The following is a 24,482-nucleotide window of genomic DNA, read 5'->3' on the forward strand; positions in this document are numbered from 1 at the left end:
GCCCCCGAGGGGGCCGGGCGTCCGTCGTCACTGCGGGTGCCGGTGCGTCAGAGCTGGACGCCGAAGTCCTGGGCGATGCCGGACAGGCCGGAGGCGTAGCCCTGGCCGACGGCGCGGAACTTCCACTCGGCGCCGTTGCGGTAGAGCTCGCCGAAGATCATGGCGGTCTCGGTGGCCGCGTCCTCGGAGAGGTCGTAGCGGGCGATCTCGCTGCCGCCGGCCGCGTTGAGCACGCGGATGTAGGCGTTGCGGACCTGGCCGAAGCTCTGCGAGCGGGCGACCGCGTCGTAGATCGAGACCGGGAAGGTGATCTTCACGGCCTCGGCGGGCAGGCCGGCGAGGTTGACGTTGATCGCCTCGTCGTCGCCGGCGCCCTCGCCGGTGCGGTTGTCACCGGTGTGGACGACGGTGCCGTCCGGGGTGCTGGTGTTGTTGAAGAAGACGAAGTGACCGTTGGACAGGACCTTGCCGTCCGCGTTCAGCACGATCGCGCTGGCGTCCAGGTCGAATTCCGCGCCGGTCGTGGTCCGGACGTCCCAGCCGAGGCCGACGGTGACCGCGGTCAGGCCCGGGGCCTCCTTGGTCAGCGAGACGTTGCCACCCTTGGAGAGGCTCACTGGCATGGTGATTGCTGTCCCTTCGTTGCTTTTCGGGGATAACGCGGGAGCAGCCGGACTTGGTTCCGCCCCCGGGTGGTTCAGATCTGTTCGTCGCCCGGTTTCGAGGTCAGATTCTCCGGAACTTGCCCTGCAGAGACCAGATGTTCGGATTGTCGGCCAGATCGGGGTGCATGTCGAAGAGATCGGCGAGCGTGTCCTGGAGGAAATCCCGGGCCTCGCGTTTGAAGTCGGAGTGGCGGATCACCGCGGGCGCCTCGTCCGGCAGCCAGGTGGCGCTGACCTCGACCCAGTTGAAGCGGCGGGCGAATCGCAGCAGCTCGGTGTTCTGGGTGAAGTCCAGGTCGGCGCTCTGCACCCGGGCGGCCCGGTTCCCGTCCGGGTCGCGGTCCAGTTCCTCGGCGATGTCGCAGAGCGCCCAGGCGAAGTCGAGGACGGGCACCCATCCCCAGGCTGTGGACAGTTCCGCGCCGTCGGCGTCGAGGTAGACGTCGCCGCAGAACAGGTCGTACCGCAGGGCCTGCACGGAGGCGTTGCGGTAGTCGGTCTGCGGGGGGTCGGGGAAGCGGTTGGACAGGGAGTAGCCGAGCTCGATCACGTACGCCATTGTCGGGGGTGCGGGCCGCCGGGGATAACCGCGTGACCGCCCGGCCCGGGCGCGGGATGATGGGGGCATGCCTGAGCCCATCCGCGTACGGGGATCGGTGGTCGTCCCCGACGCCGAGCTCGTCTGGCGCTTCTCCCGTTCCTCCGGCCCCGGTGGCCAGCACGTCAACACCTCGGACACCCAGGTCGAGCTCTGCTTCGACCTGGCCGCCTCCTCGGCGCTGCCCGAGGTGTGGAAGCAGCGTGCCCTGGAGCGGCTCGCGAGCCGCCTGGTGGACGGCAGGGTGCTGGTGGTCAAGGCCTCCGAGCACCGCTCGCAGTGGCGCAACCGCGAGGTCGCGGCGGCCCGCCTGGCCGCGCTGCTGGGGGAGGCCACCGCGCCGCCGCCGAAGACCCGGCGGGCGACGAAGCCCAGCAAGGGCATGGTCGAGCGGCGGCTCTTCAGCAAGCGCCACCGCTCGGAGCTCAAGCAGGGCCGGCGCCTGCAGCGCGGCGAGTAGCCGGTCTCAGCCGAGCCGGCGGTAGCCGCCGCGGAAGTACAGCAGCGGACGGCCGCCGGGGTTGGGGATGCGCGCCTCCAGGACGCGGCCGAGCAGCAGGGTGTGGTCGCCGGCGGCTATCCGCTGCTCGGTGCGGCACTCGACGGTGGCCAGCGCGCGGTCGGCCAGCGGTGCGCCGCTGAACGGGCCGCGGTGGTGCGGGGTGTCCGCGAACAGCAGCCGGTCGCTGAGCCGCCCCTTCATGGCGAAGCGCGCCCCGAGGGTCTTCTGCTCCTCGGCGAGCAGCGAGACGGCCCAGGTGTCGACCCGGGAGAGGACCTCGTCCATCCGGGAGTCCTCGCGCACGGAGATCAGGACGAGCGGGGGCTCCAGTGACACGGAGAGGAACGACGTCGCGGTCATGCCGACGTCCTCGCCGTTCGGGCCTTCCTCCGGGTCGTGGACGGTCACCAGCGTCACGCCGGAGGCGAGCTGGGCCAGGGCGGCCCGGAACTCCTCGGGCGTCGCGAGAGGGGCAGCCGCGGGCTGCGGGGACGAGTACACGTACCGCACGGTAGTCGCCGGGCGGGCCGGGCGGCATCGGACCCTGGACTTAGGACTTGCGGCCGGGGACACGGGTTACCGGCCCGGCTCACTCCCAGGGGTGAATGGGAGAGTCTGCCTGCCGTCCCTCCGCTTAAGCCCCGGGCTATCGAGACCGACCATCTGAAAGGTCGTGATGTTGCGATATGTCCGGTTATTGGGCGGATGAACTGAATAAGGGCGCATACCTATGGTGTGATTTGGGTCACAAGTGGCAGCCTATTGCTGACCGAGAGTGCCGAACGTTGTGCTCCCTGTGATTCAGTTCTTCTGGCAATCGGACGATAACCAATCAAGAACTATCCGAAGCAGCCGGGGAGCCCCCGCATGGAAGCCGAGTCGGAGCCGTACGTCCGCCTGGCGACCCTCCGCACCTTGCACCGGGTCGTGGCGGACCTCAATGCTGCCCGCAGCCTGGCGGGCACGTTGCAGGCGGTGGTCGAGGGCGCGGTGCACGGGCTCGGTTTCGACGCCGCGGCGGTGAGCCTCGTGCGCCCCGACGGCGACCTCGTGGTGGCGGCCGTCTGGGAGCTGGAGGAGTCCACGCTCGGCGGCCCGGCCGTCCTGCTCGGCCAGGTCGGCTCCCGCGAGTCCTGGGACCGCCTGCTCGGCGTCAGCGACCACTGGGGCACCCTGCGCTTCCTCCCGCACGACCGCGGCTGGGCCGTCGGCAGTGACATCCCGCGCTGGACGGGCGACGGCCCGCTGCCCGTCTACACCAACGACTGGCACCCCAGCGACGGCCTGCTCGCCCCCATGTACAGCGCCGGCGGCGACCTGCTCGGCGTGCTGTCCGTCGACCGGCCGCGCAGCGGCAAACGGCCCGGCGCCTGGACGCGCGAGGCCCTGGAGATGTTCTCCCTGCAGGCCTCCATCGCGATCGGCAACGCCCGGCTGCGCGCCGAGATGCAGCGCGCGCTGGCCCGCCTGGAGAAGGAGCAGCAGGCCCTGCGGGCCAGCGAGGAGAGCTTCCGGCAGGCCTTCGAGTACGCGCCCAGCGGCATGGCGATCACCGAACTGCACGGCGCCGGCCGGGGCCAGCTCACCCGCGTCAACGACGCGCTCTGCCGGCTGCTCGGACGCCCGCGCGCGGTGCTGCGCCAGCAGAGCTTCGCCGACCTGGTGCACCCCGAGGACCGCGGGCTGCTGGAGCGCACCAGCGCCGAGAGCGGCCGGGCCGAGCTGCGGCTGTCCCGGCGGGACGGCGGCTACCAGTGGGTCTGTCTGCGCAACTCCGTGGTCGCCGACGCGGCCGAGGGTCCGAGCTTCCTGCTCACCCACGTCGAGGACATCGAGGAGCGCAAGCGGCACGAGTTCCAGCTGGCGCACCGGGCCAGCCACGACGCGCTGACCGGCCTGCCGAACGGCGCCGAGCTGAAGGCCCGGCTCGGGCGCCGGCTGTGCACCCTGCCGCAGGCCGGAGGCCCGTCCTCCCACGAGGCGGTGCCGTACGGCGCCGAGGGCGTCCCCGCGCCCGGCTACGCCGCGGTGGCCGGCGCCGGGTCGTACAGCTCGCACGCGGCCTTCGACGGCCTGGACGGCCTGGGGGCGGGCTCCGCGCCGGTGCACGGCTACGGCCTGCCGGACGGCCACGCGGCCGAGCAGGCGGCCCGGCGGCTGGCCTGCGGCGGCTCCGCCGACCACATCCACGCGGTGGTGCCGGCCGACCTGCCGCCCGGCAACGAGCTGTGGGGCGCCGCGCTGCGCTCCGGGGGCGGCGCCGCGGCGGCCGAGAAGGGGCTCGCGGTGCTCTTCTGCGACCTGGACGGCTTCAAGCTGATCAACGACCGGCACGGCCACAACGCCGGTGACGCCGTCCTGGTCGAGGTCGCCCGCCGGCTCCAGCAGGTCGTCCGGGAGTGCGACACGGTCGCCCGGCTGGGGGGCGACGAGTTCGTGGTGCTGGCCGACGGCATCGGCCGGGAGGAGGCCAAGGACCTCTCCGACCGGCTGCGGACGGCGATCATCCCGCCGATGCGGATCGACGGCCGGGCGATGCGGGTGGGCGTCAGCCTGGGCATCGGCTGGGCCGGCTGCGGGATGAGCATCGAAGAGGTGCTGCACACCGCCGACGAGCGGATGTACGACGAGAAGCGGGCCCGCGGCGGCGCCGTCCGCGGGGCCCGGGGTGAGCGCTCCCACCGGCGCGCGGGCTGACCGCCCCCGTGGGGGCTTTTCTCCGCGTCACCCGGGGCAGGTAGGGTTCCCGGGTACGAGCGTCCAACTTTGCGCGTCCGGCCTGGCTGCCGTGCGGCGCACTGCGATCGGGAGTTGACCACCGTGACGAGCGCCGGCAGCAATGGAGCGCCCGAGGGCCCGGAGAGCGGCGCCCCGCAGGACGACGACCCGTTCGGCTACCTGTACCGCCCCGCAGCGGGTGAGAGTGCGCAGCAGCCCGGCCAGTCGAACGGCCAGCAGCCCGGCGTGCCGCGTACCTCGTACAACCGGCCGGTGGAGGTCGGCCGTACCCAGTACGGCCAGCCCGGCCACCGGCCCCAGCCGCAGCCCCGGCAGCAGCCCCGGCCGGAGGACCCGGCCCAGCAGACCGGCCAGTACCAGGGCCAGGGCCAGGGGCAGGGCCAGGGCCAGTACCAGCAGCCGTACGGCGGTGAGCTGCCGACCCAGCAGACCCGGTACGCCGAGCGCTCCCGCCCGCAGCCGGGCGAGGACCGGCCGAGCGGCGGGCGCAGCAAGGGCGCGGTGATCGGTGCGGTGGCGGTGGTCGCGGCGATCGCGATCGGCGCCGGCATCGCGCTGTCCTCGGGCGACCCGGACACCGGTGCGAACGCCAAGGGCGGGCAGAGCAGCGCACCCGCGAGCCCGACCGCGTCGGCCGCCTCGGCCGCGGCGAGCGCCTCGCCGGCCGCCTCGGCCACGGTGGCCGGGCCGACGACGACCGACGCCGGCCAGCTGCAGGGCCAGAACGCCCCGGCGGGCAACACCGTCAAGGGCGCGAAGTCCGCGGACGGCAGCTACCTGACCCTCCAGCCGGGCTCCTCGGTGACCTGGACGGGAGACGTCCCCGCGGCGGGCACCTACAAGTTCTCGGTGCACTTCAACAACCCGGCCGCCGACGTCAAGGGCACGGTCGCCGTCAACGGCAAGGACCGCGACGGCGGGTTGAACTTCCAGAACTACGCCCCGGGCCAGGACCAGTCGAACTCCTGGTACAGCACCTACATCCTGCCGCAGCTGCAGGCCGGGCCGAACACGGTCACGGTGTCGGTCCCGGCCGGGAGCGGTGGCAGCATCCTGGTCGACCAGATCACGGTGAGCCCGAACGGCTGACCGCCCCGGCCCGCCCCGGGAGCCCGGGGCGGGGGGCCGTCAGACCGACGCGGTGACCCTGCTGAACCGGTCGGCGCCGGTCACCCAGCTGCCGCGGCGCATGACCGCGACGAGGTCGTGGGTCTCGGAGTCGAGGACCACGAGGTCGGCGTTCTTGCCGGTCTCCAGCGAGCCGGTCGTGCCGGCCAGGCCGAGCAGGCGGGCCGGCACGGTGGACAGTGACTCGACGGCCTGGTTCAGGCTGAGGCCGTTGACGGTGACGGAGCGCTTGAACGCGACGTCCAGGGTGAGGGTGGAGCCGGCGATCGAGCCGCCCTCGACCAGGCGGGCGACGCCGTTCTCGACCTTCACCTGCAGCGGGCCGAGCGGGTAGAGCCCGTCGCCCATGCCGGCCGCGCCCATCGCGTCGGTGATCAGCGCGACCCGGGAGGCGCCCGCCGTGTTGTAGGCGAGGTCCAGCACCGAGGGGTGCAGGTGGACGCCGTCGTTGATCAGCTCGACGGTGACCCGCTCGTCCTCCAGCAGGGCGACGATCGGGCCCGGCGCGCGGTGCTGGATGCCCGGCATCGCGTTGAACAGGTGGGTCGCGACGCTCGCGCCGGCCTCGATGGCTTCGAGGGTCTTGGCGTAGTCGGAGTCGGTGTGGCCGACGGCGGCGATCACGCCGAGGCCGGCCAGCATCCGGACGGACTCCAGCCCGCCGGGGAGCTCCGGCGCCAGGGTGACCATCCTGGCGTGGCCGCGGGCGGCGTCCACCAGCTTGCGCACCAGCGCCGGGTCGGGGTCGCGCAGCAGGTCGGGGCGGTGGGCGCCGCACCGGTTGTGCGAGATGAACGGTCCTTCGAAGTGGATGCCGGCGATCACGCCGTCCTCCACGAGTTCGGAGAGGACCGCCGCCTGGCGGCAGACCTCGTCGATCTCGCCGGTGACGGTGCTGGCCATGCTGGTGGTGGTGCCGTGGGCGAGGTGCGTACGGGCGACCGTGATCGCCTCCTCCGCGATCCCGGAGGCGTACGAGCCGCCGCCGCCGCCGTGCACGTGCAGGTCGACGAATCCGGGGACGACGGTGAAGCCCGTCAGGTCCAGGTCGCCGGGCTCGCGCTCGCCGCCGAATCCGGACAGCACCGGCCCGTCGATCGTGACCCGGCCTTCGTCGACGACGCCGCCGGGCAGGACCAGTCGGGCGCCGGCCAGTGCAGTGCGGTCCGCGGTCACGCGGTCACCTCCATCGAGAGCAGGTCCCAGGCGAGCAGCCCGGCGCCAAGTGATGCGGCGGTGTCTTTGAGCATGGCCGGTAGGACCTTCGGCGGCATCTGGAAGGTCAGCCGCTCGCTCACCGCTGCGCGAAGGGGCGTGAAGAGCGTGTCGCCGGCTTCGGCGAGGCCGCCCCCGACGATCACCGTGGACGGGTCGAGCAGGCTCTGGGCCAGCACGATGCCGTCGGCGAGGGCTTCGACCGCGCACTGCCAGACCGCCACGGCGCGTTCGTCCCCGGCGTCGACGGCTTCGGCGCAGGCGGCCGCGTCGGCCGCCGGGTCGCCGGTGGCCTCGGCCCAGGCCCGGGAGACAGCGGAGGCCGACGCCAGGGTCTCCAGGCAGCCGCGCGCGCCGCAGCCGCAGAGCGGGCCGCCGGGGCGGACCACCACGTGGCCGATCTCCCCGCCGTAGCCGTGGGCACCGGCCTCGATCCGGCCGCCGATGCCGATGGCGCCGGCGATGCCGGTGCCCAGCGCGATGAACAGGAATCGGTCGACACCGCGGCCCGCGCCGAGCCGGCCCTCGGCGAGCCCGCCGGAGCGGACGTCGTGGCCGAGCGCGACCGGGATGGCGGACCCGTCCCTCCCGGCCAGGCGTTCGCCGAGAAGTTTGCGCAGCGGGAGATCCCGCCAGCCGAGATTGGCGGAGTAGACCGCGATCCCGTTCTTCTCGTCGAGCGTCCCCGGGACGGCGACGCCCGCGGCGAGGGGGTCGCAGCCGAAACGGCCGCGCCCCTCGTCCGCCAGGGCGGCGGCGAAGTCGAGAATGGCGGTGACCACGGCGTCCGTGCCGTGCTCCCGCCCGGTCGGTCGGCGTGCTTCGAACAGCACGGAGCCGTCCTGGGCGAGCAGCGCGGCCTTCATGCCGGTGCCGCCTACATCGAGTGCGATGACGTACTTCACAGGGGACAGTTTCGCCTGGCCAGGGCAAAGAGGTCTAGTCCAGTTGGCTTATTGGTCTGAGCCAGAACGAGTGAGATTGGTCGCTACCGGTGCGGTTGGGGCGATTTGCCGGATCTCACTCCGGCTCCCACCCCGGTGTGAGATCCGGCGGAGCTCCCCCGGCGCGTTCGGACGGCCCGCTGCGCCGGGGCCGGAATGTGCGAGGCTGGGCCGGCCCCGCGCGCCCGCGCGCGGCACAGACAGCGGAGGAGGGCGGCAGCGCGTGTCCAGGTACGAGCGGTGGAACGCACTGTTGGAGCTGCTGGCCGAGCACGGCCGGCTGGACGTCGAGGAGGCCGCGCAGGCGCTCGACGTCTCCGCCGCCACCATCCGCCGCGACCTCGACGAGCTGGCCCGCCAGCAGATGGTGACCCGGACCCGCGGCGGCGCGGTCGCCCACAACGTCTCGTACGACCTGCCGCTGCGCTACAAGACCGCCCGGCACGCCGGGGCCAAGCAGCGGATCGGCGCCGCCGCCGCCGCCCTGATCGCCCCCGGCGAGGTGGTCGGCCTCAACGGCGGCACCACCACGACCGAGGTGGCGCGCGCGCTCGCGGTGCGGCCCGAACTGGTCGGGCGGACGGAGGGCGGGCCCGGCCGGCTGCTCACCGTCGTCACCAACGCGCTGAACATCGCCAACGAACTGACGGTCCGTCCGCAGGTGAAGATCGTGGTCACCGGCGGAGTGGCCCGCCCGCAGTCGTACGAGCTGATCGGCCCGCTCGCCAACGCGGTGCTCGACGAACTGGCCCTGGACGTCACGGTGCTCGGCGTGGACGCGCTCGACGTGGCGCACGGGGCGACCGCCCACCACGAGGGCGAGGCGAGCGTCAACCGGCTGCTGGCCGAGCGGGCCCGCCGGGTGGTGGTGGTCGCGGACTCCTCCAAGCTCGGCCGCCGGGTCTTCGCCAGGATCTGCGGGCTCGACCGGATCGCCGTGCTGGTCACCGACACCGAGGTGGACGAGGAGCTGGCCACCGCCTTCACGGAGGCGGGCGTGCAGGTGATCCGGGCCTGAACTCCGTTCGGGTGGAGGGGCGTTCTGTCCGCAATCGCCGGAATGTCATTGCGCGCACTGCAACGTGATCCGGCACTTCGGTAACTGACTGCCGAGAGGTATGGACCTCTCCGGCGCGCGTTTGGGACTGTTGCGGCCAATTCCCCCCGACGAAGGCGGTATCCGCGGTGAACTGGCCTGCTCACGGCTCCTGTCGGCTCCTCGGCACAGCGATCGTGGGTGCGCTGCTGCTCAGCGGCTGCGGCGGAGCCGGCGGTTCGGACGTGACGCTGAAGCTGGTCGCCGCCGACTACGGCGACAGCGAGGCCACCAGCTCCAAGCCCTTCTGGGACGACCTGGCGCGGCGCTTCGAGGCGGCCGACCCCTCGGTCAAGGTCAAGGTCGACGTCGTCAGCTGGACCGACATCGACCAGCACGTCGCCGACCTGATCAAGAGCGGCAACTCGCCCGACCTCGTGCAGACCGGCGGCTTCGCCGACCAGGTCGCCGCCGGCCGCCTCTACCCGGCGGCCGACGTGCTCTCGATGGAGGTGCAGGCCAACCTCGACGACGGCTTCGCGCACGCCGGCCAGGTGCTCGGCACCCAGTACGGCATCCCCTTCGTCGCGTCCACCCGCGTCTTCATGTACAACAAGGCGGTCTTCCAGAAGGCCGGGATCACCCAGCCGCCGGCCACCTGGTCCGAGGTCCGGGCGGACGCCGACAAGATCAAGGCCAAGGTGCCCGGCGTGATCCCCTACGGGCTGCCGCTCGGGCCCGAGGAGGCCCAGGCCGAGTCCATGCTGTGGGCGATGAGCGGCGGCGGCACCATCTCCGACGACGTCGGCAACTACAGCATCGACAGCCCGCAGAACCAGGCCACCTTCGGCTGGCTGCACACCAACCTGGTCCAGCCCGGCCTCACCTACCCCGACCCCGGCGCCGTCGACCGCAAGACCGCCTTCGCCGACTTCGCGGCCGGCAAGGTGGCGATGCTCAACGGCCACCCCTCCCTGCTGCGCAAGGCCGCCGCGGGCAGCATCGACTTCGGCACCGCGCTCGTCCCGCGCAAGGACGGCCTCCCGAAGACCGGCACCCTCGGCGTCGCCGACTGGATGATGGCCTTCAAGGCGAACGGGCACAAGAACGAGATCAAGAAGTTCCTGGGCCTCGTCTACGCGAAGGAGAACCAGCTCGCCTTCGACGAGAAGTACAACCTCCTGCCGGTCACCGACGACACCGCCGCCGAGATGAGCGCCGACGGCAAGCACGACGACCTCAAGCAGTTCCTCGCGGTGCTGCCGAACGCCAGCTTCTACCCGCTCGGCGACCCGGCCTGGAACCAGATCAGCGCGAAGCTCAAGAAGGAGATCGGCGGCGCCGCGACCGGGAACGCCAAGGACGTGCTCACCGGCCTGCAGAACGCGGCGGTGGAGGAGACCAAGAAGCTCCGCTAGCTCCCGCGGGGTCGGCCCGGCGTCAGCCCAGCGTCAGCGCGTAGGCCTTGCGCAGGGTCTCGTGCACCGTCCAGACGGTGCGGTCGCCCGCGTGCAGGACGGCGCAGTCGCCCGGGCCGACCTCCAGGACCGGGCCGCCCTCGAACTCGATGGTCGCCCGGCCGCTGAGCACCACGAACAGCTCGTCGGCCTCGGTGTCGGTGACCACCCCGGGGGTGATCTGCCAGATGCCGCGCAGCTGGCGGCCGTCCTCGGACTCCCACAGCACCCGGCCAGACACCTCGGGCGTGCCCGAGAGGATCTGGGACGGGTCGAGCGGGTCCGGTTCGAGCTCGGCGGTCGGGATGTGCAGGGCGAAGCTGTCGGTCATGCCCCGACGCTAACCCGCCCGGCCGCCCGGCCGGGGGCGGCACAGTGTGTCGGACCGGCGGGGGAGAATGACACCTCGTAGGGGCCGACGGACGGTGAGGTGGCGGCGATGGCCGGGCTCGATGCGCGGGAGCTGGCGGTGCTGGCGCTGGAGGCCAGGCCGTGGCGCACGGCCGGCGCCAAGGAGCGGGCGGTCCGCGAGGAGCTCGGCCTCTCCGGCACCCGCTACTACCAGCTGCTCAACGCCCTGCTCGACCGCCCCGAGGCGCTCGCCCAAGACCCGCTGCTGGTCAACCGGCTGCGCCGGATCCGCGAGCGCAAGCGCGAGGCCCGGTAGCGACCCGCCCACGACGCTGCGGTGTGGTCCGGGGAGCCGTGGGTAGGGTCCGGACATGGCCATCACCGAGTTGCCGGAGCCCGTGACAGCAGCCGGACGGGACGGGCTGGCGGCCCTGCTCGCCGACCCGGCGGGCGCCGTCCTCGCCTTCGACTTCGACGGGACGCTCTCCCCGATCGTCCCTGACCCCGCGCAGGCCCGCGCCCACCCCGGGGCCGCCGCCGCCCTGGCCGCCCTGGCTCCGCTGGTGGCGTCCGTCCTGGTGCTGACCGGCCGCCCGGCCGCGCTCGCCGTCGAGTACGGCGGCTTCACGCAGGTGCCCGGACTGGTCGTCCTCGGCCAGTACGGGGTCGAGCGGTGGGACGCGGAGAGCGGCGAGGTCCGCGCGCCCGAGCCGCACCCGGGCGTGGCGGCGCTGCGCCCGCTGCTGCCGGCCTGGCTGGAGCGGACCGGTGCGCGGCCCGGCACCTGGGTCGAGGACAAGGGCCGGGCGCTGGCCGTCCACACCCGCCGCACCGACGCCCCCGAGGATGCGCTCGACCTGCTGCGCGAGCCGCTGGCCGGCCTCGCCGCCGACCACGGCCTGCTGGTCGAGCCCGGCCGGCTGGTGCTGGAGCTGCGGCCGCCGGGCGTCGACAAGGGCGCGGCGCTGACCGCCTTCCTGCGCGAGCGCGGCGCCCGCAGCGTCCTCTACGCCGGGGACGACCTGGGCGACCTGGCCGCGTTCGCCGCCGTCGAGAAGCTCCGCACCGAGGGCGTGCCCGGCCTGCTGGTGTGCAGCGCCGCGGTCGGCGACCCGCCGGTCCGCGAGATCGCCGACCGGGCGGACGTCGTCGTCCCCGGCCCGGCCGGCGTGGTCGCGCTCGCGCAGGGGCTGGCCGGGCGGTTCAGCCGAGGGCGTTGAGCTGGTCCAGGAACCACTGCTGGGGCGGCAGCGCGGTGGCTGCCGCCGCCAGCCGCTTGGTGCGCTCGGTGCGTTCGGCGGCGGGCATGGTGAGGGCGGTGTGCAGGGCCTCGGCGGTCGCGATCACGTCGTACGGGTTGACGGTGACCGCGTCCTCGGCGAGTTCGGCGTGGGCGCCGGCCTCGCGGGAGAGGACGAGCGCGCAGCCGGCGTCGGAGACCACCGGGACTTCCTTGGCCACCAGGTTCATGCCGTCCCGGATCGGGTTGACCAGGGCGACGTCGGCCAGCCGGTAGGCGGCCAGTGAGCGCGGGAAGTCGTCGTTGACGTGCAGGATCACCGGCTGCCAGCTGCCGGTGGCGAACTCCGCGTTGATCTCCCGGGCGATCTCCTCGACCGAGGCGGTGTACGACCGGTACTCGGCGAGGTCGGTGCGCGAAGGGTAGGCGAAGGCGATGTGGACGACCTTGTCCAGCCACTCGGGCCTGGTCCGCAGCAGGTGCCGGTAGGCCAGCAGGCCGCGGACGATGTTCTTGCTCAGCTCCGTCCGGTCGACCCGGACGACCGTCCGGCGGTCGCCGACGGCCTCCCGCAGGGCGGCGAGGCGCTCCTCGACGTCCGGGCGGTGCGAGCGCTCGCGCAGGAAGTCGCCGTCCGCGCCGAGGGCGTGCACGCCCAGCCGGGTGGTGCGTCCGGCGTGCGTGACGGTGAGGGCGTCGCGGTCGACCTCGGCGCCGAGCACGGCCTCGCAGCAGTCCGCGAAGGCGGCGGCCCAGCGGCGGGTCAGGAAGGCCGCGCGGTCGGCGCCCAGGATGCCGGTCAGGACGGCCTCGGCGACGTCGTCCGGCAGCAGCCGGTAGTAGTCCGGCGGTGCCCAGGGGGTGTGCGAGAAGTGGCCGATCCGCAGGTCGGGCCGGCGGGCCCGGAGCAGGGCCGGCACCAGCGAGAGGTGGTAGTCCTGCACCAGCACGGCGGCACCGGGGGCGGCCTCGGCGGCGAGCGCGTCGGCGAAGGCGGCGTTGTAGCTCTCGTAGGCCTGCCACTCGGTGCGGAAGTCCTCGTCGAAGGCGGGCGCGGTCGGGGTGGCGTACAGCAGGTGGTGGACGAACCAGAGAGTGGAGTTGGCGACGCCGTTGTAGGCCCGCGCGAAGGTGTCGGGGTCTATGTCCAGCATCCGGACGGCCTGTCCGCCGACGTCGTGCCCGGCGCGGTCGAGCCGGCCGTCCGGCGACTGCCGGGCGGCGGCCCGGTCGGCGTCGCCGAGCGCCGCGCAGACCCAGACCGCGGAGGGGTCGTCGATGGCGGAGAGCCCGGAGACCAGGCCGCCGCCGCCGCGCCGCAGCGTCAGCGAGCCGTCGTCCTGGGTGGTGAAGGAGACCGGGCCGCGGTTGGAGGCCACCAGGATCGGGGCGCTGCCGGTCGGACTCGAACGTGTCGTCGTGAGATCGCCCATGGGGGGAACCTTGCCGTGCTCCGCCACCCGCAAACACCTCCGGGCGGCCCTATCGCGCGCTGTGACGCCCCGCGTACTCGGCGACGGTGTGCATCGGCGGCCGTTCCAGGGCGCCCACCGGGTGGGTGTGGGCGGTGAAGCCGCCGTCCGTCCGGGTGAACTGGGTGAGCAGCGGGTGCACCAGGTCCTCGGAGGCCTTCAGGCGGTGGGTGCGGTCCAGGCGCTCCAGGGCGGTGCGGTAGATGGTCGCGGCCATCCGGCCGAGCGCCTGGCTGTCCTGGTGACGGTGCCGGCGGACGCCGACGTCGACCTGGGCGAGGGCGTCCAGGCCGACCGCCTCCAGGGCGTCCACCAGCAGGCCGAGCTCGACGCCGTACCCGGTCGGGAAGGGCAGCCGCTCCAGCAGCGAGCGCCGGGCCGCGTACTCGCCGCCGAGCGGCTGGACGAAGCCCGCCAGCTCCGGCCAGTGCAGGTTGAGCAGCGGGCGGGCGACGAGTTCGGTGACCCGGCCGCCGCCGACCGGGTCGACCGGGCCGCGGCCTGCTCCGTCCTCGCCCCCGCTGAGGGTCAGCGGGCGGTCGTACATCGCCTTGACGAGCTGGATGTGCGGCTCGGTGAGCAGCGGGCCGACGATGCCGTGCACGAAGGCGGGGTCGAACTCGCGCAGGTCGGCGTCGACGAAGCAGACGATCTCCCCGGAGGTGACCAGCAGGGAGCGCCACAGCACCTCGCCCTTGCCGGGTTCGGCGGGCAGCCGGGGGAGCACCGAGTCGCGGTGGACGACCCGGGCGCCGGCCTCGGCCGCGGCCTCGGCGGTGTTGTCCGCCGAACCGGAGTCGATCACGACCAGTTCGTCGACCAGCGGCACCCGCTCCATCAGCTCCCGGCGGATCACCCGGACGATCTCCCCGACGGTCGACTCCTCGTCCAGGGCGGGCAGCACCACGCTGACCGTGCCGGCCCGGCCGGCCGCCTCCTTGGCGGCGAGCAGGCTGCGCACCGGACGGTCGGCCGCGCTCCAGGACCGGCGGCGCAGCCAGGACGCCACCTCCGGGAGAAGCGCGGGGGGCAGCTCGGCAGGCACGGCACACTCCTTGGTGAGGCGACGGTGAGGCGACTCCACGGCGTCGGCAACGCCCGCGGGTGGTGAGCAATTTCACGCTGGTGGCGGCATCTCGCGTGGCGGACGGTCCGGTTCGCGGTTGACGCCTTCGGATACAGTCTTCGTACAGCGCTCAGACCTTCGCACGCCGGGGTCCCCCGCTGAGCAGGACCACAACTTCACATAGCTCATCCAGAGGGACTGAGGGAACGGCCCGTCGACGTCCCGGCAACCTTCTCGCGCGGCAGCTTCGGCGGCCCCGGCGGGACAGGTGCCAATTCCGTCCTGTGGCGCGCCCGCGTCACGGGGAAGATGAGGAGAGAGGCCTCCGCCATCATGGCTATCACCCCTGCCGCAGACGTCACGAACACCGTCGACCTCGGCCCCGCCACCGCGCTTTCCTGTCGCGAGTGCGGCACCCGCTTTCCGCTCGGCCCGAGTTTCGCGTGCCTGGAGTGCTTCGGCCCGCTGGAGATCGCCTACGACTTCGGCTCGCTGGACGCCGCCGAGCTGCGCAAGCAGATCGAGGCCGGCCCGGCGTCCGTCTGGCGCTACGCCCCGCTGCTGCCCGTTCCGGCGGACGTGGCCTCCAAGCCCAACCTGAACCCGGGCTGGACTCCGCTGGTGAAGGCGGACAACCTGGGCCGCGAGCTCGGCTTCACCGCTCAGCTGCACGTCAAGGACGACTCGGGCAACCCGACGCACTCCTTCAAGGACCGCGTGGTGGCCTGCGCCATCGAGGCCGCGCGGGCGTTCAACTTCACCACCCTCTCCTGCTCCTCGACCGGCAACCTGGCCGGCGCCGTCGGCGCGGCCGCCGCCCGGGCCGGCTTCAAGTCCTGCGTGTTCATCCCGCACGACCTGGAGCAGGGCAAGGTCGTGATGGCCGGTGTGTACGGCGGCGAGCTGGTCGGCATCGAGGGCAACTACGACGATGTGAACCGCTTCTGCTCGGAGCTGATCGGCGACCCGGCCGGCGAGGGCTGGGGCTTCGTCAACGTCAACCTGCGTCCGTACTACGGCGAGGGCTCCAAGACGCTGGCGTACGAGATCTGCGAGCAGCTGGGCTGGCGCCTGCCGGAGCAGCTCGTCATCCCGATCGCGTCCGGCTCCCAGCTCACCAAGATCGACAAGGGCCTGCAGGAGCTGATCAAGCTCGGGCTGGTCGAGGACCGCCCGTACAAGATCTTCGGCGCCCAGGCCGAGGGCTGCTCCCCGGTCTCCACCGCGTTCAAGGCCGGCCGCGACGTGATCCGCCCGGTCAAGCCGGACACCATCGCCAAGTCGCTGGCCATCGGCAACCCGGCGGACGGGCCGTACGTGCTGGACATCGCCCGCCGGACCGGCGGCGCCGTCGAGGACGTCACGGACGCCGAGGTGGTCGAGGCGATCAAGCTGCTGGCCCGCACCGAGGGCATCTTCGCCGAGACCGCCGGCGGGGTGACGATCGGCGTGCTGAAGAAGCTGGTCGAGACCGGCCAGCTGGACCCGTCGAAGGAGACCGTCGCGATCAACACCGGCGACGGCCTCAAGACCCTGGACGCGGTGGCCGATGCCGGTCTCACCACGACCATCCGCCCGACGCTGGAGTCCTTCCGCGCGGCCGGCCTCGCCTCCGTCTGATCCCCCACCCCGCTAGGAGAGCCACCGCCATGAGCGCCAACGTCCGCATCCCGACCATCCTGCGCACCTACACCGGCGGCGCCGCCGAGGTGGCCGCCGAGGGCGCGACCCTCAGCGAGATCATCGCCGACCTGGACCGCAACCACGCCGGCATCGCCGCCCGCGTGCTCGACGACACCGGCAAGCTGCGCCGCTTCGTCAACATCTACGTCAACGACGACGACGTGCGTTTCGCCGAGGGCCTGGCCACCGAGATCAAGGACGGCGCCAGCGTCTCGATCATCCCGGCGGTCGCGGGCGGCTGCTGATCCCCGCCACCGCCGCGCCCGCGGTACCACCGAGCCGCCTTCACGACCGGAATTCCGTTCTCCGGTCGTGAAGGCGGCTCGTGGCGTTCGGGTGGGAATTCGGAGCGCCCGGGCGGAGTAAAGTGTCCGACAGCTGACGACGGGGCCCCCTCTCCCCTTTCCGGCGTTCTTCCGCGCCTCCGGGCGCCCTGCGGCACCTGTGACCGTCCGTCCGCTGAGACCGGCGTGGGTCGCCGCCGTGAAACATGTCGGGCGGGTGTCAGAATTCCTGCCGCGATTCGTGCAATTCGTCCGGTATGCCCGGTACTGAATGCCGAATTTCTCCGCATTCCTGCCGCATTGCCCCTTGACGGCCTCCGTGAATTGCCGACGGTTGGGCCTGTTGCAGAGGGCTTCTATCCGGATACATTCAGCGGCGATCGACGCAGTCGCCCACTCGGGCGGCCACCTCCCGGTGGTCCTGAACGGGCAGCTGCGGCGCGCGCGGCTGTGCCCAGGGGGGGTTCCCCGGGCCGGCCTCGAACCAGACCCGGGACCGCGACCTGCGGGATCCGTGAAGGGCCAGCACAGCACTAGGGGAGTTCGGAATGGCTCAGGGCACCGTCAAGTGGTTCAACGCGGAGAAGGGCTACGGCTTCATCGCGGTCGACGGTGGTGCGGACGTGTTCGTCCACTACAGCGCGATCCAGATGGACGGCTACCGCACCCTCGAGGAGGGCCAGCGGGTCGAGTTCGAGATCTCCCAGGGACAGAAGGGCCCGCAGGCGGACATGGTCCGCGCGGCGGTCTGACCTTTCCGGACCCCGGAGCCTCGGCTCGGCCCACGAGCTGGTGATCCGCTTCGACCGACGGGCTCGTACGACACACGTCGTGCGGGCCCGTCGGCATGTCCCGGCGCGGCGGCGCGGCGCGGGGACGCGTACGAGGGGATCGCCGATTGGGCTTGCACTCGCCATGCCGGAGTGCTAATCATTGGCGTTAGCACTCACAGCTTGAGAGTGACAACGGACCGGGTCGGTGAGGCCCCCGGGAGCGGTAGGGGAAAGGACCCCCGCACACCAGGGCCGTCCGTCGCGGGCACCCTCCGGTCCGAGCATTCACCGCCGTCTCGGAGGACCACTTCACATGGCAAAGATCATCGCGTTTGACGAGGAAGCTCGCCGCGGCCTTGAGCGCGGGATGAACCAGCTTGCCGACGCTGTCAAGGTCACGCTCGGCCCCAAGGGTCGCAACGTCGTCCTTGAGAAGAAGTGGGGCGCCCCCACGATCACCAACGACGGTGTCTCCATCGCCAAGGAGATCGAGCTGGAGGACCCCTACGAGAAGATCGGCGCCGAGCTGGTCAAGGAGGTCGCCAAGAAGACGGACGACGTCGCGGGTGACGGCACCACCACCGCCACCGTGCTCGCCCAGGCCCTGGTCAAGGAAGGCCTGCGCAACGTCGCCGCCGGCGCGAACCCGATGGCCCTGAAGCGCGGCATCGAGAAGGCCGTCAAGGCCGTCTCCGACCAGCTGCTCGCCCAGGCCAAGGACGTGGAGACCAAGGAGCAGATCGCCTCCACCGCCTCCATCTCGGCCGCCGACACGCAGATCGGCGAGCTCATCGCCGAGGCGATGGACAAGGTCGGCAAGGAAGGCGTCATCACCGTCGAGGAGAGCAACACCTTCGGTCTGGAGCTTGAGCTCACCGAGGGCATGCGCTTCGACAAGGGCTACATCTCGGCCTACTTCGCCACCGACCTGGAGCGGATGGAGACCTCGTTCGAGGACCCCTACATCCTGATCGCCAACTCCAAGATCGGCTCGGTCAAGGACCTCCTCCCGCTGCTGGAGAAGGTCATGCAGAGCGGCAAGCCGCTGGTCATCATCGCCGAGGACGTCGAGGGCGAGGCCCTGTCGACCCTGGTCGTGAACAAGATCCGTGGCACCTTCAAGTCCGTCGCCGTCAAGGCCCCGGGCTTCGGTGACCGCCGCAAGGCCATGCTCGGCGACATCGCCATCCTCACCGGTGGCACCGTGATCTCCGAGGAGGTCGGCCTCAAGCTGGAGAACGCCGGCGTCGACCTGCTGGGCACCGCCCGCAAGGTGGTCATCACCAAGGACGAGACCACCATCGTCGACGGTGGCGGCGACAGCGACCAGGTCGCCGGCCGGGTCAACCAGATCCGCGCCGAGATCGAGAACAGCGACTCGGACTACGACCGCGAGAAGCTCCAGGAGCGCCTCGCCAAGCTGGCCGGCGGCGTCGCCGTCATCAAGGCCGGCGCGGCGACCGAGGTCGAGCTCAAGGAGCGCAAGCACCGCATCGAGGACGCCGTCCGCAACGCGAAGGCCGCCGTCGAGGAGGGCATCGTCGCCGGTGGTGGCGTCGCGCTGCTGCAGGCCTCGGTCGCGTTCGACAAGCTGGAGCTGGAGGGCGACGAGGCCACCGGTGCCAACATCGTCCGCGTGGCGCTGGAGGCCCCGATCAAGCAGATCGCGGTCAACGCCGGCCTCGAGGGCGGCGTCGTCGTCGAGAAGGTGCGCAACCTGCAGCCCGGTTGGGGCCTGAACGCCGCGACCAACGAGTACGTCGACCTCATCGCCGCGGGCATCATCGACCCGGCGAAGGTCACCCGCTCGGCGCTGCAGAACGCCGCCTCCATCGCGGCGCTGTTCCTCACCACCGAGGCCGTCATCGCCGACAAGCCGGAGAAGGCGGGCGCTGCCGCCGGCGGCGGCATGCCGGGTGGTGACATGGACTTCTGATCCCACCGGGGTCGGCAGGTTCCTGATCGCAAGGGCGGTTCCCTCCGGGGGGCCGCCCTTGCGGCGTTCCCGGGCACAGGCGTCCCGGGCACGGGCGTCCCGGGCGCTGGCGTCCCAGGCACAATGGACGGATGTCCAGCCCCGAAATCGAAGCCGCCCTGCACAACGCCCGCGCGCTGATCCTCGCCGACCTGTCCGCCCGCGACGTGGCGGACGCCACCGTGGTCTCGCTCGTCGAGGACGCCGTGACGCACCGCCGGTGGTGGCTGGAGCAGTGGCCGGACGGCACCGAGTACGTCCTCGGGCTGATCGCCCAGGACGTCCAGGACAAGCTGCTGGAGCAGTACGGCCGCTGGCCGCTCTGCCCGGCCTGCACGGCCGAGGACGACCCGCACGCGCTCGGCGTGGAGCCCGAGCTGGGCCCCGATCCGCACTGGGTGTGCGGCAAGGAGGCGGTCGTGGTGGCGCCGGTCGGCGGGCTCTCCTGAGAGCGGCCCCCGGCCGAGCGGCCGTCAGCCGCCCAGCCGGGTGAGCTCGTCCGCCAGGTTGGCCCGGGCCGCCGCGTCGAAGCGGGCCCGGCCCGGCTCCGTCCGGTAGAGCGCGGGCAGCGCGAGCAACTGGCGCAGGACGGCCGCCCGCCCGGCCCGGAAGTCCTCGTCCGGGACGAAGGCGTACTCCTCCCGGACGGCCGCCGCGTACGCCGCGTACGCCTCGGGAGCCCCGCCGAGGACGGCCAGGTCGGCGTCGCAGAGCACCTCGCCGTCCCGGTCGCCGGGCTCGGGGTCGTGCCCGGTGGTCAGCCGGACGAGGCGGGCCACCCGCTCCACCCGCTCCGCGGGCAGTCCGGCCTCGGTGAGCGCCCGGACGGCGAGCTGGGCGCTGCGCTCCTCGTTCTCCGAGCGGTCGGGCCGGTAGACGGCGTCGTGGAACCAGGCGGCCAGCCGGACGGCGTCCGGGTCCTCGGCGTGCCCGGCGAGGGCGTCCACGTGGTCCAGCACCGCCAGCAGGTGGCCGGTGGTGTGGTACCGGCGCTGCGGCTCGGCCCAGCGCTTCAGCAGGGCGCGCCCGTACGGCTCGGGGTCGACGCCCGCGCCGCAGCGCAGCAGCAGCGCGTTCCAGCGGGCCGCCAGGGAGTCGGTTGCGGGGTGCGGGTCGCTCGCCATGCCGCTCATTGTGGACCCGCCCGCCGATGGCGCCGCACCCGGGTCAGGACCGCCCGGGCTCCGGCAGGAGGAGGGCGAGCAGCAGGGCCAGCGGCGGGACGAAGCACAGCACGGTCAGCACGCCCTGCGGGCCGTGGGCCTCGGCGACCCGGCCCAGCAGCGGGGTGAACAGGCCGCCGACGCTGACGGCCAGCCCGAGGGTGACGCCGGCGGCCGTGCCCGGGCGGGTCGGCAGGTAGTCCTGGCCCAGTTTGACCAGCACGGCGAACGGCAGGTTCAGCGTGAGGCCGGTCAGCACGGCGAACAGCAGCGGCGCGGTGCTGCCCGGCACCAGCAGCAGGCCGGCCAGCGCGGGCACGGCCAGCGCGCTGCCCAGCCGGACGGTACGGACCAGGCCGATCCGGTCCGCGATCCGCCCGCCCAGCAGGGTGCCGGCCACCCCGCCCGCCAGGAAGCAGGTGAGTGCCGCGCCGGCCAGCGTGCGGGAGGCGTGCAGGTGCCGGATCCAGTACAGCTCGACGAAGGTGTTCATCCCGAAGAAGACGATCGAGCGGATGACCTCCACGGCGGTCAGCACGCCGAACGGCCGCCAGCGGTCCCGGCCCGTCCGGGCGGAGCGCGCCGCCGCCGGCGGGCCCTGCCGGCGGTGGCGGCGCAGCAGGACGTACGCGGTCAGCACCGCCGGCGGGACGAACAGGGCCGTCGCGCCGACGCCCCACGCGATCAGGGCCGGGGTGGCCAGGACGGGCGCCAGGAAGAACCCGACGCTGCCGCCGGCCGCGAACACGCTCATCGCCGCCGCGCTGTCGCCCGCGGCCTCCCGGGCGGCCTTGCCCGCGGCCGGGTGGAACATCGCCACGCCGAGCCCGGAGAGCAGGAGCAGGCACCAGACCGCGGGGTACGACGGGACCAGGCCCGACAGTCCCAGGGCGACCCCGGCGACGGCGACGCCCGCGCCGGCCAGCCAGCCGGCCCGGAGCCGGTCCACCGCGATGCCGATGAACGGCTGGGGCACCGAGCTGCCGAGCGTGGCGGCCAGGGTCAGGCCGGACGCCGCGACGTACCCGTAGTGCCGGTCCAGGACGAAGTAGGGCACGCTCGCGGGCACCAGGCCCTGGTAGAGGTCGTCGACGGCGTGGGCGATGCCCCACAGGCGCATCCGGCGCCAGGGCGACGGGGTGTGCGGCGCGGCCGGGGCGGGGGGTTCGAGGGTGCGGGGCGCACCGGTGTCGGTCATGGCCCTCATCCTGCTGACTGGCCGGGGGCGCCGGCTGTCAATACTCTGCCGTCCTGTGCCGACAACCCGCCAACCTCCGGCCCGCCTGCTCCTGGAGGGTCCGACCCGTCAGGAGCTGGCCCACCGGCAGCGCATCGAGTGGCACGACCACGCCGAGCACCAGCTGATCCACCCCAGCCAGGGGGTGCTGCGGGTGTCCACCCCGATGGGCGACTGGGTCGTCCCGCCGCACCGGGCCGTCTGGATCCCGGCCGGGGTCGCGCACGCCCACCGGGCGCACGGGCCGACCAGGATGCTGACGCTCGCCTTCCGCGAGCCGGTCAACCCGCTGCGGATCGACCGGCCCACCGTCCTGGTGGTCACCCCGCTGCTGCGCGAGGTGATCATCAGCCTCACCTCGGACCTGCCGCCGGGGGAGGGTACGGCGGAGCAGCGGCACAACCTGGAGCGCGTCGCCCTGGACCAGCTGCGCCGGGTCGACGCGCTCGCGCTGCACCTGCCCTCGCCGGCCGACGGGCGGCTGCGGGACCTGGCGGCCCTGCTGCACGGCGACCCGGCGGACCAGCGCACGCTCGCCGAGCTCGGCGCGGTCGTCGGTGCGGGCGAGCGGACTCTGAGCAGGCTCTTCCGCCGGGAGACCGGCATGAGCTTCCCGCAGTGGCGGAGCCAGTTGCGGCTGCACCACTCGCTCACCCTGCTGGCCGCCGGATCGTCGGTCACCGCGGTGTCCGCGGCCTGCGGCTACAGCAACCCGAGTGCCTTCATCGAGGCGTTCCGGCAGGCGTTCGGCACCACACCCGGCCGGTACCGGCGGCCCTGACCGGATCAGCGATTCCGGTGGACAGCATATGCCGGTCGCCGATATATATAGAGCCATGACAGAACGCTCCATGCAGGAGCCGACACTGCTTCTGCTCACCGCGCTCGCCGACGCCCCACGGCACGGCTACGCGCTCATCCAGGAGATCGCCGTGATCTCCGGCGGCCGGGTGAAGATGCGCACCGGCACGCTCTACGGCGCCCTCGACCGGCTGCTCCAGCAGGGCCTGATCAGGGTCGAGAGCGAGGAGGTCGTCGACGGCCGGGCCCGGCGCACCTACGCGCTCGCCGAGGCCGGCCGCACCGCACTGGCGGCCGAGGCCGACCGGCTGCGCGCGGTGGTCGCCGAGGCCGACCGCCGGCTGACCGTCATCCGTCCGAGGATCCAGGGGGCCTTCGCATGACCTTCTCCGACACCGCGCTCCGCGCCGCACTGCGGCTCTACCCGGCCGCCTACCGCCGCGAGCGGGCGGACGAACTGAGCGCCGTCTTCGCCGACACCACCGCCGGCGCCGGCCGGGTGGCCACCGCCCGCGAGGCGTTCGACCTCGGTGTGTACGGCCTGCGGCTGCGGACCGGCCTCACCGCGACGGGCGTGACCGGCCGGGCGGTGGCCGTGGCGGCCCCGTTCGCGGTCGGCGCCGCGACCGGACCGGCGGCCTGGAGCGCCCTGGCCACCTGGCACGACGGGCTGTCCGGCGAGAGCGCCGTCTGGCTGGTCTGGCGGCTGACCACGGTGCTCCCGCTGATCTCGCTGGTGGCCATGCTGTTCGGCAGCTGGAAGCCCGCGCGGCGGCTGGCGCTGCCCGCCGTGCTCGCGGTGCCGCTGGTCGCGCTCGCCGGGACGTGGCTGCTCGACGGCTCCGCCGACTTCGGCATGGCGTTCCGGGCCACGGTCTTCGCGCTGCCGTCCGCGCTCTGGAGCCTGACCGTGCCGGCCGCTCCGGCGGACCTGCTCGGCCGGGTGACCGCGCGGCACCGGATCGTCGCCCTGGCGGCCGTGCTGTTCGGCCTCAGCGTGACCGTCCTGCCGGGGCTCTACCGGATCGGCGCGGCCGGCGCCGTCTCGCCGGCCCTGCTGCTGGTGGCGGGGGCGGCGGTACTGGCCGTGGCGGGGGTGCGCCGGGGGCAGGCGCTGCCGCTCGCGCTGCTGGTCGCGCTGCTGCCGGTGCTGGTCTCGGACTTCGCCGTCGGGCTGCACGGCGCCTCGGGGCCGGGCCACCTGCTGCCGCTCGTCGCCGTCCTGGTGCTCGCCGGGGTGGCGGTCGGACTGCGGCTGATGTCGCCCGCCGAGGCGGACGGCCCGGCCGGGAAGGCGCCGGTGCCGGTGGACTGACGGCCGTCGGCCCGGGGTGCGCGCCGGGGGGCGCGTGCCCATGCTGGAGCGAGTGATCGCTCCATCGGCCGAAGGCTCGCCGCAGGGCGGGTGGATGTGGCAGGCTACCGATATGTCTAGACCAATCTTCGAAGTCATCGCGCTGACCGCCCAGGATGCCCAGGCCGCCGAGTCGGGCGGCGCCGACCGGCTCGAACTGGTCACGGACATGGCCGCCGACGGGCTCACCCCGTCGGTGGAGGACTTCGCCAAGATCCGCGCCGCCGTCACCCTCCCGCTGCGGGTCATGCTTCGCGGCCGGGGCGGCTTCGCCTCCGGCAGCCTGGACGAGCTGCGCGCCCGCGCCGCCGAACTGCGCGCCGAGGGCGCGGACGAGTTCGTGTTCGGCTTCCTGGACGCGGACGGCGCCGTCGACCTCACCGCCGTCCGGGCCGTCGCCGAGGCGGTCGAGGGCTGCGACTGGACCTTCCACCGGGCGATCGACCACAGCGCGGACCGGGCCGCCGTCCGGGCCGCCGTCGGCGACCTGCCGGGGCTGGACACCTTCCTGACCTCAGGCGCGGCCGCCGGGGTCGACGCCGGCCGGGAGGTCCTCACGGCCGAACTGGCGAAGGCCGGGCAGCCCGGCTACCGGCAGCGGATCCTGATCGGCGGCGGCCTGCGGGCCGAGCACGTCCCGGGCCTGCGGGCGGCCGGCTTCGACGCCTTCCACGTCGGCGGCGCCGTCCGGGTCCACGGCTGGGACTCGCCGGTCGACGCCGCGAAGGTGGCCGAGTGGCGGGCCCTGATCGACGCCTGAGCCGTCGCGCCGCAGGGGGCGGCCGCACCGTGATCACGG

Annotated in this window: 26 protein-coding genes and 1 riboswitch; of the genes, 16 read left to right on the top strand and 10 right to left on the bottom strand. The window is 73.1% G+C overall.

The window, feature by feature from the left end; translation table 11 throughout:
• Positions 1 to 47: 47 nt before the first annotated feature.
• Both ACFUK0_RS32895 and ACFUK0_RS32900 read right to left on the bottom strand, forming a co-directional pair.
• Positions 48 to 623 (bottom strand): TerD family protein, encoded by a 576-nt coding sequence (locus ACFUK0_RS32895; RefSeq protein WP_380256341.1) that lies wholly within the window; start codon positions 621 to 623, stop codon positions 48 to 50.
• A 103-nt stretch (positions 624 to 726) separates the two neighbouring features.
• Positions 727 to 1,224: a hypothetical protein gene (locus ACFUK0_RS32900; protein WP_380256343.1), complete on the bottom strand. Its 498-nt coding sequence runs from the start codon at positions 1,222 to 1,224 to the stop codon at positions 727 to 729.
• A gap of 67 nt (positions 1,225 to 1,291) precedes the next feature.
• Between ACFUK0_RS32900 and arfB the strand changes: the two genes are divergently transcribed.
• The gene (gene arfB, locus ACFUK0_RS32905) at positions 1,292 to 1,723 is read left to right on the top strand and encodes an alternative ribosome rescue aminoacyl-tRNA hydrolase ArfB (RefSeq protein WP_380256345.1); all 432 of its coding nucleotides are present in this window, start codon (positions 1,292 to 1,294) and stop codon (positions 1,721 to 1,723) included.
• A gap of 6 nt (positions 1,724 to 1,729) precedes the next feature.
• Here the strand turns inward: arfB and ACFUK0_RS32910 are convergent, their stop codons facing one another.
• Positions 1,730 to 2,266, bottom strand: coding sequence for a flavin reductase family protein (locus ACFUK0_RS32910; protein ID WP_380256347.1), 537 nt, complete (start codon positions 2,264 to 2,266; stop codon positions 1,730 to 1,732).
• A gap of 366 nt (positions 2,267 to 2,632) precedes the next feature.
• Here ACFUK0_RS32910 and ACFUK0_RS32915 point away from each other — a divergent pair, with 366 nt between their 5' ends.
• Together ACFUK0_RS32915 and ACFUK0_RS32920 are read left to right on the top strand one after the other, a co-directional pair.
• The gene (locus ACFUK0_RS32915) at positions 2,633 to 4,462 is read left to right on the top strand and encodes a diguanylate cyclase domain-containing protein (protein WP_380256349.1); all 1,830 of its coding nucleotides are present in this window, start codon (positions 2,633 to 2,635) and stop codon (positions 4,460 to 4,462) included.
• 114 nt (positions 4,463 to 4,576) lie between these two features.
• The gene (locus tag ACFUK0_RS32920; RefSeq protein ID WP_380256351.1) at positions 4,577 to 5,593 is read left to right on the top strand and encodes a hypothetical protein; all 1,017 of its coding nucleotides are present in this window, start codon (positions 4,577 to 4,579) and stop codon (positions 5,591 to 5,593) included.
• A 39-nt stretch (positions 5,594 to 5,632) separates the two neighbouring features.
• Here ACFUK0_RS32920 and nagA read toward each other — a convergent pair whose 3' ends face one another.
• Together nagA and ACFUK0_RS32930 are read right to left on the bottom strand one after the other, a co-directional pair.
• Complete coding sequence (gene nagA, locus ACFUK0_RS32925) at positions 5,633 to 6,808, bottom strand: N-acetylglucosamine-6-phosphate deacetylase (RefSeq protein WP_380256353.1); 1,176 nt, start codon at positions 6,806 to 6,808, stop codon at positions 5,633 to 5,635.
• Entirely contained in the window at positions 6,805 to 7,752 is a 948-nt protein-coding gene (locus tag ACFUK0_RS32930; RefSeq protein WP_380256355.1) for an ROK family protein, read from the bottom strand. Before ACFUK0_RS32930 ends, nagA begins: the two co-directional genes overlap by 4 nt.
• Before the next feature lie 262 nt (positions 7,753 to 8,014).
• Here ACFUK0_RS32930 and ACFUK0_RS32935 point away from each other — a divergent pair, with 262 nt between their 5' ends.
• On the top strand, positions 8,015 to 8,809 hold the full coding sequence (locus tag ACFUK0_RS32935; RefSeq protein ID WP_380256357.1) for a DeoR/GlpR family DNA-binding transcription regulator: 795 nt from the start codon (positions 8,015 to 8,017) through the stop codon (positions 8,807 to 8,809).
• Between the two features lie 167 nt (positions 8,810 to 8,976).
• Positions 8,977 to 10,245: an extracellular solute-binding protein gene (locus tag ACFUK0_RS32940; protein ID WP_380256359.1), complete on the top strand. Its 1,269-nt coding sequence runs from the start codon at positions 8,977 to 8,979 to the stop codon at positions 10,243 to 10,245.
• A 22-nt stretch (positions 10,246 to 10,267) separates the two neighbouring features.
• On the opposite strand, the gene ACFUK0_RS32945 is transcribed toward ACFUK0_RS32940, so the two are convergent.
• Positions 10,268 to 10,615, bottom strand: a complete 348-nt coding sequence (locus ACFUK0_RS32945) for a cupin domain-containing protein (RefSeq protein ID WP_380256361.1) — start codon at positions 10,613 to 10,615, stop codon at positions 10,268 to 10,270.
• Positions 10,616 to 10,723: 108 nt separating this feature from the next.
• Here ACFUK0_RS32945 and ACFUK0_RS32950 point away from each other — a divergent pair, with 108 nt between their 5' ends.
• Together ACFUK0_RS32950 and otsB are read left to right on the top strand one after the other, a co-directional pair.
• Entirely contained in the window at positions 10,724 to 10,951 is a 228-nt protein-coding gene (locus ACFUK0_RS32950; protein ID WP_380256363.1) for a DUF3263 domain-containing protein, read from the top strand.
• A 55-nt stretch (positions 10,952 to 11,006) separates the two neighbouring features.
• Complete coding sequence (gene otsB / locus ACFUK0_RS32955) at positions 11,007 to 11,855, top strand: trehalose-phosphatase (protein WP_380256365.1); 849 nt, start codon at positions 11,007 to 11,009, stop codon at positions 11,853 to 11,855.
• Here the strand turns inward: otsB and ACFUK0_RS32960 are convergent.
• Positions 11,839 to 13,308 carry a trehalose-6-phosphate synthase gene (locus ACFUK0_RS32960; protein ID WP_380256367.1) on the bottom strand — a complete coding sequence of 490 codons (1,470 nt, stop codon included), beginning with the start codon at positions 13,306 to 13,308 and terminating at the stop codon, positions 11,839 to 11,841. The two genes, otsB and ACFUK0_RS32960, sit on opposite strands and share 17 nt — an antisense overlap.
• 49 nt (positions 13,309 to 13,357) lie before the next feature.
• Positions 13,358 to 14,392 carry a glucosyl-3-phosphoglycerate synthase gene (locus tag ACFUK0_RS32965; RefSeq protein WP_380256369.1) on the bottom strand — a complete coding sequence of 345 codons (1,035 nt, stop codon included), beginning with the start codon at positions 14,390 to 14,392 and terminating at the stop codon, positions 13,358 to 13,360.
• A 203-nt stretch (positions 14,393 to 14,595) separates the two neighbouring features.
• A riboswitch (SAM riboswitch) is annotated at positions 14,596 to 14,729 on the top strand.
• A 17-nt stretch (positions 14,730 to 14,746) separates the two neighbouring features.
• Here ACFUK0_RS32965 and thrC point away from each other — a divergent pair.
• The 5 genes from thrC to ACFUK0_RS32990 all read left to right on the top strand — a co-directional run bounded on the left by thrC (position 14,747) and on the right by ACFUK0_RS32990 (position 19,577).
• On the top strand, positions 14,747 to 16,033 hold the full coding sequence (thrC, locus tag ACFUK0_RS32970; protein ID WP_380256371.1) for a threonine synthase: 1,287 nt from the start codon (positions 14,747 to 14,749) through the stop codon (positions 16,031 to 16,033).
• A gap of 29 nt (positions 16,034 to 16,062) precedes the next feature.
• Positions 16,063 to 16,341: a MoaD/ThiS family protein gene (locus tag ACFUK0_RS32975; protein ID WP_380256373.1), complete on the top strand. Its 279-nt coding sequence runs from the start codon at positions 16,063 to 16,065 to the stop codon at positions 16,339 to 16,341.
• A gap of 587 nt (positions 16,342 to 16,928) precedes the next feature.
• On the top strand, positions 16,929 to 17,132 hold the full coding sequence (locus ACFUK0_RS32980) for a cold-shock protein (protein WP_030289665.1): 204 nt from the start codon (positions 16,929 to 16,931) through the stop codon (positions 17,130 to 17,132).
• Between the two features lie 334 nt (positions 17,133 to 17,466).
• Positions 17,467 to 19,089 (top strand): chaperonin GroEL, encoded by a 1,623-nt coding sequence (groL, locus tag ACFUK0_RS32985; RefSeq protein WP_380256375.1) that lies wholly within the window; start codon positions 17,467 to 17,469, stop codon positions 19,087 to 19,089.
• 131 nt (positions 19,090 to 19,220) lie between these two features.
• Positions 19,221 to 19,577, top strand: coding sequence for a hypothetical protein (locus ACFUK0_RS32990; protein ID WP_380256377.1), 357 nt, complete (start codon positions 19,221 to 19,223; stop codon positions 19,575 to 19,577).
• Positions 19,578 to 19,601: 24 nt separating this feature from the next.
• Here ACFUK0_RS32990 and ACFUK0_RS32995 read toward each other — a convergent pair whose 3' ends face one another.
• Together ACFUK0_RS32995 and ACFUK0_RS33000 are read right to left on the bottom strand one after the other, a co-directional pair.
• A complete protein-coding gene (locus tag ACFUK0_RS32995; RefSeq protein WP_380256379.1) occupies positions 19,602 to 20,261 on the bottom strand; it encodes an HD domain-containing protein in 660 nt (219 codons plus the stop codon).
• A 34-nt stretch (positions 20,262 to 20,295) separates the two neighbouring features.
• Positions 20,296 to 21,489 carry an MFS transporter gene (locus ACFUK0_RS33000; protein ID WP_380256381.1) on the bottom strand — a complete coding sequence of 398 codons (1,194 nt, stop codon included), beginning with the start codon at positions 21,487 to 21,489 and terminating at the stop codon, positions 20,296 to 20,298.
• A 55-nt stretch (positions 21,490 to 21,544) separates the two neighbouring features.
• Here ACFUK0_RS33000 and ACFUK0_RS33005 point away from each other — a divergent pair, with 55 nt between their 5' ends.
• From ACFUK0_RS33005 to ACFUK0_RS33020, 4 genes are all read left to right on the top strand, one after another.
• Positions 21,545 to 22,309 (top strand): AraC family transcriptional regulator, encoded by a 765-nt coding sequence (locus ACFUK0_RS33005; protein ID WP_380256383.1) that lies wholly within the window; start codon positions 21,545 to 21,547, stop codon positions 22,307 to 22,309.
• A 55-nt stretch (positions 22,310 to 22,364) separates the two neighbouring features.
• Positions 22,365 to 22,712, top strand: a complete 348-nt coding sequence (locus ACFUK0_RS33010) for a PadR family transcriptional regulator (protein ID WP_380256385.1) — start codon at positions 22,365 to 22,367, stop codon at positions 22,710 to 22,712.
• Entirely contained in the window at positions 22,709 to 23,644 is a 936-nt protein-coding gene (locus ACFUK0_RS33015) for a hypothetical protein (RefSeq protein ID WP_380256387.1), read from the top strand. The genes ACFUK0_RS33010 and ACFUK0_RS33015 overlap by 4 nt, the downstream gene beginning before the upstream one ends.
• 112 nt (positions 23,645 to 23,756) lie before the next feature.
• Positions 23,757 to 24,443, top strand: coding sequence for a copper homeostasis protein CutC (locus ACFUK0_RS33020; RefSeq protein WP_380256389.1), 687 nt, complete (start codon positions 23,757 to 23,759; stop codon positions 24,441 to 24,443).
• The last annotated feature ends 39 nt before the right edge of the window (positions 24,444 to 24,482 follow it).

Origin of the sequence: Kitasatospora sp. NPDC057223 (genome assembly GCF_042669755.1) — a bacterium.
Taxonomy (GTDB): domain Bacteria; phylum Actinomycetota; class Actinomycetes; order Streptomycetales; family Streptomycetaceae; genus Kitasatospora.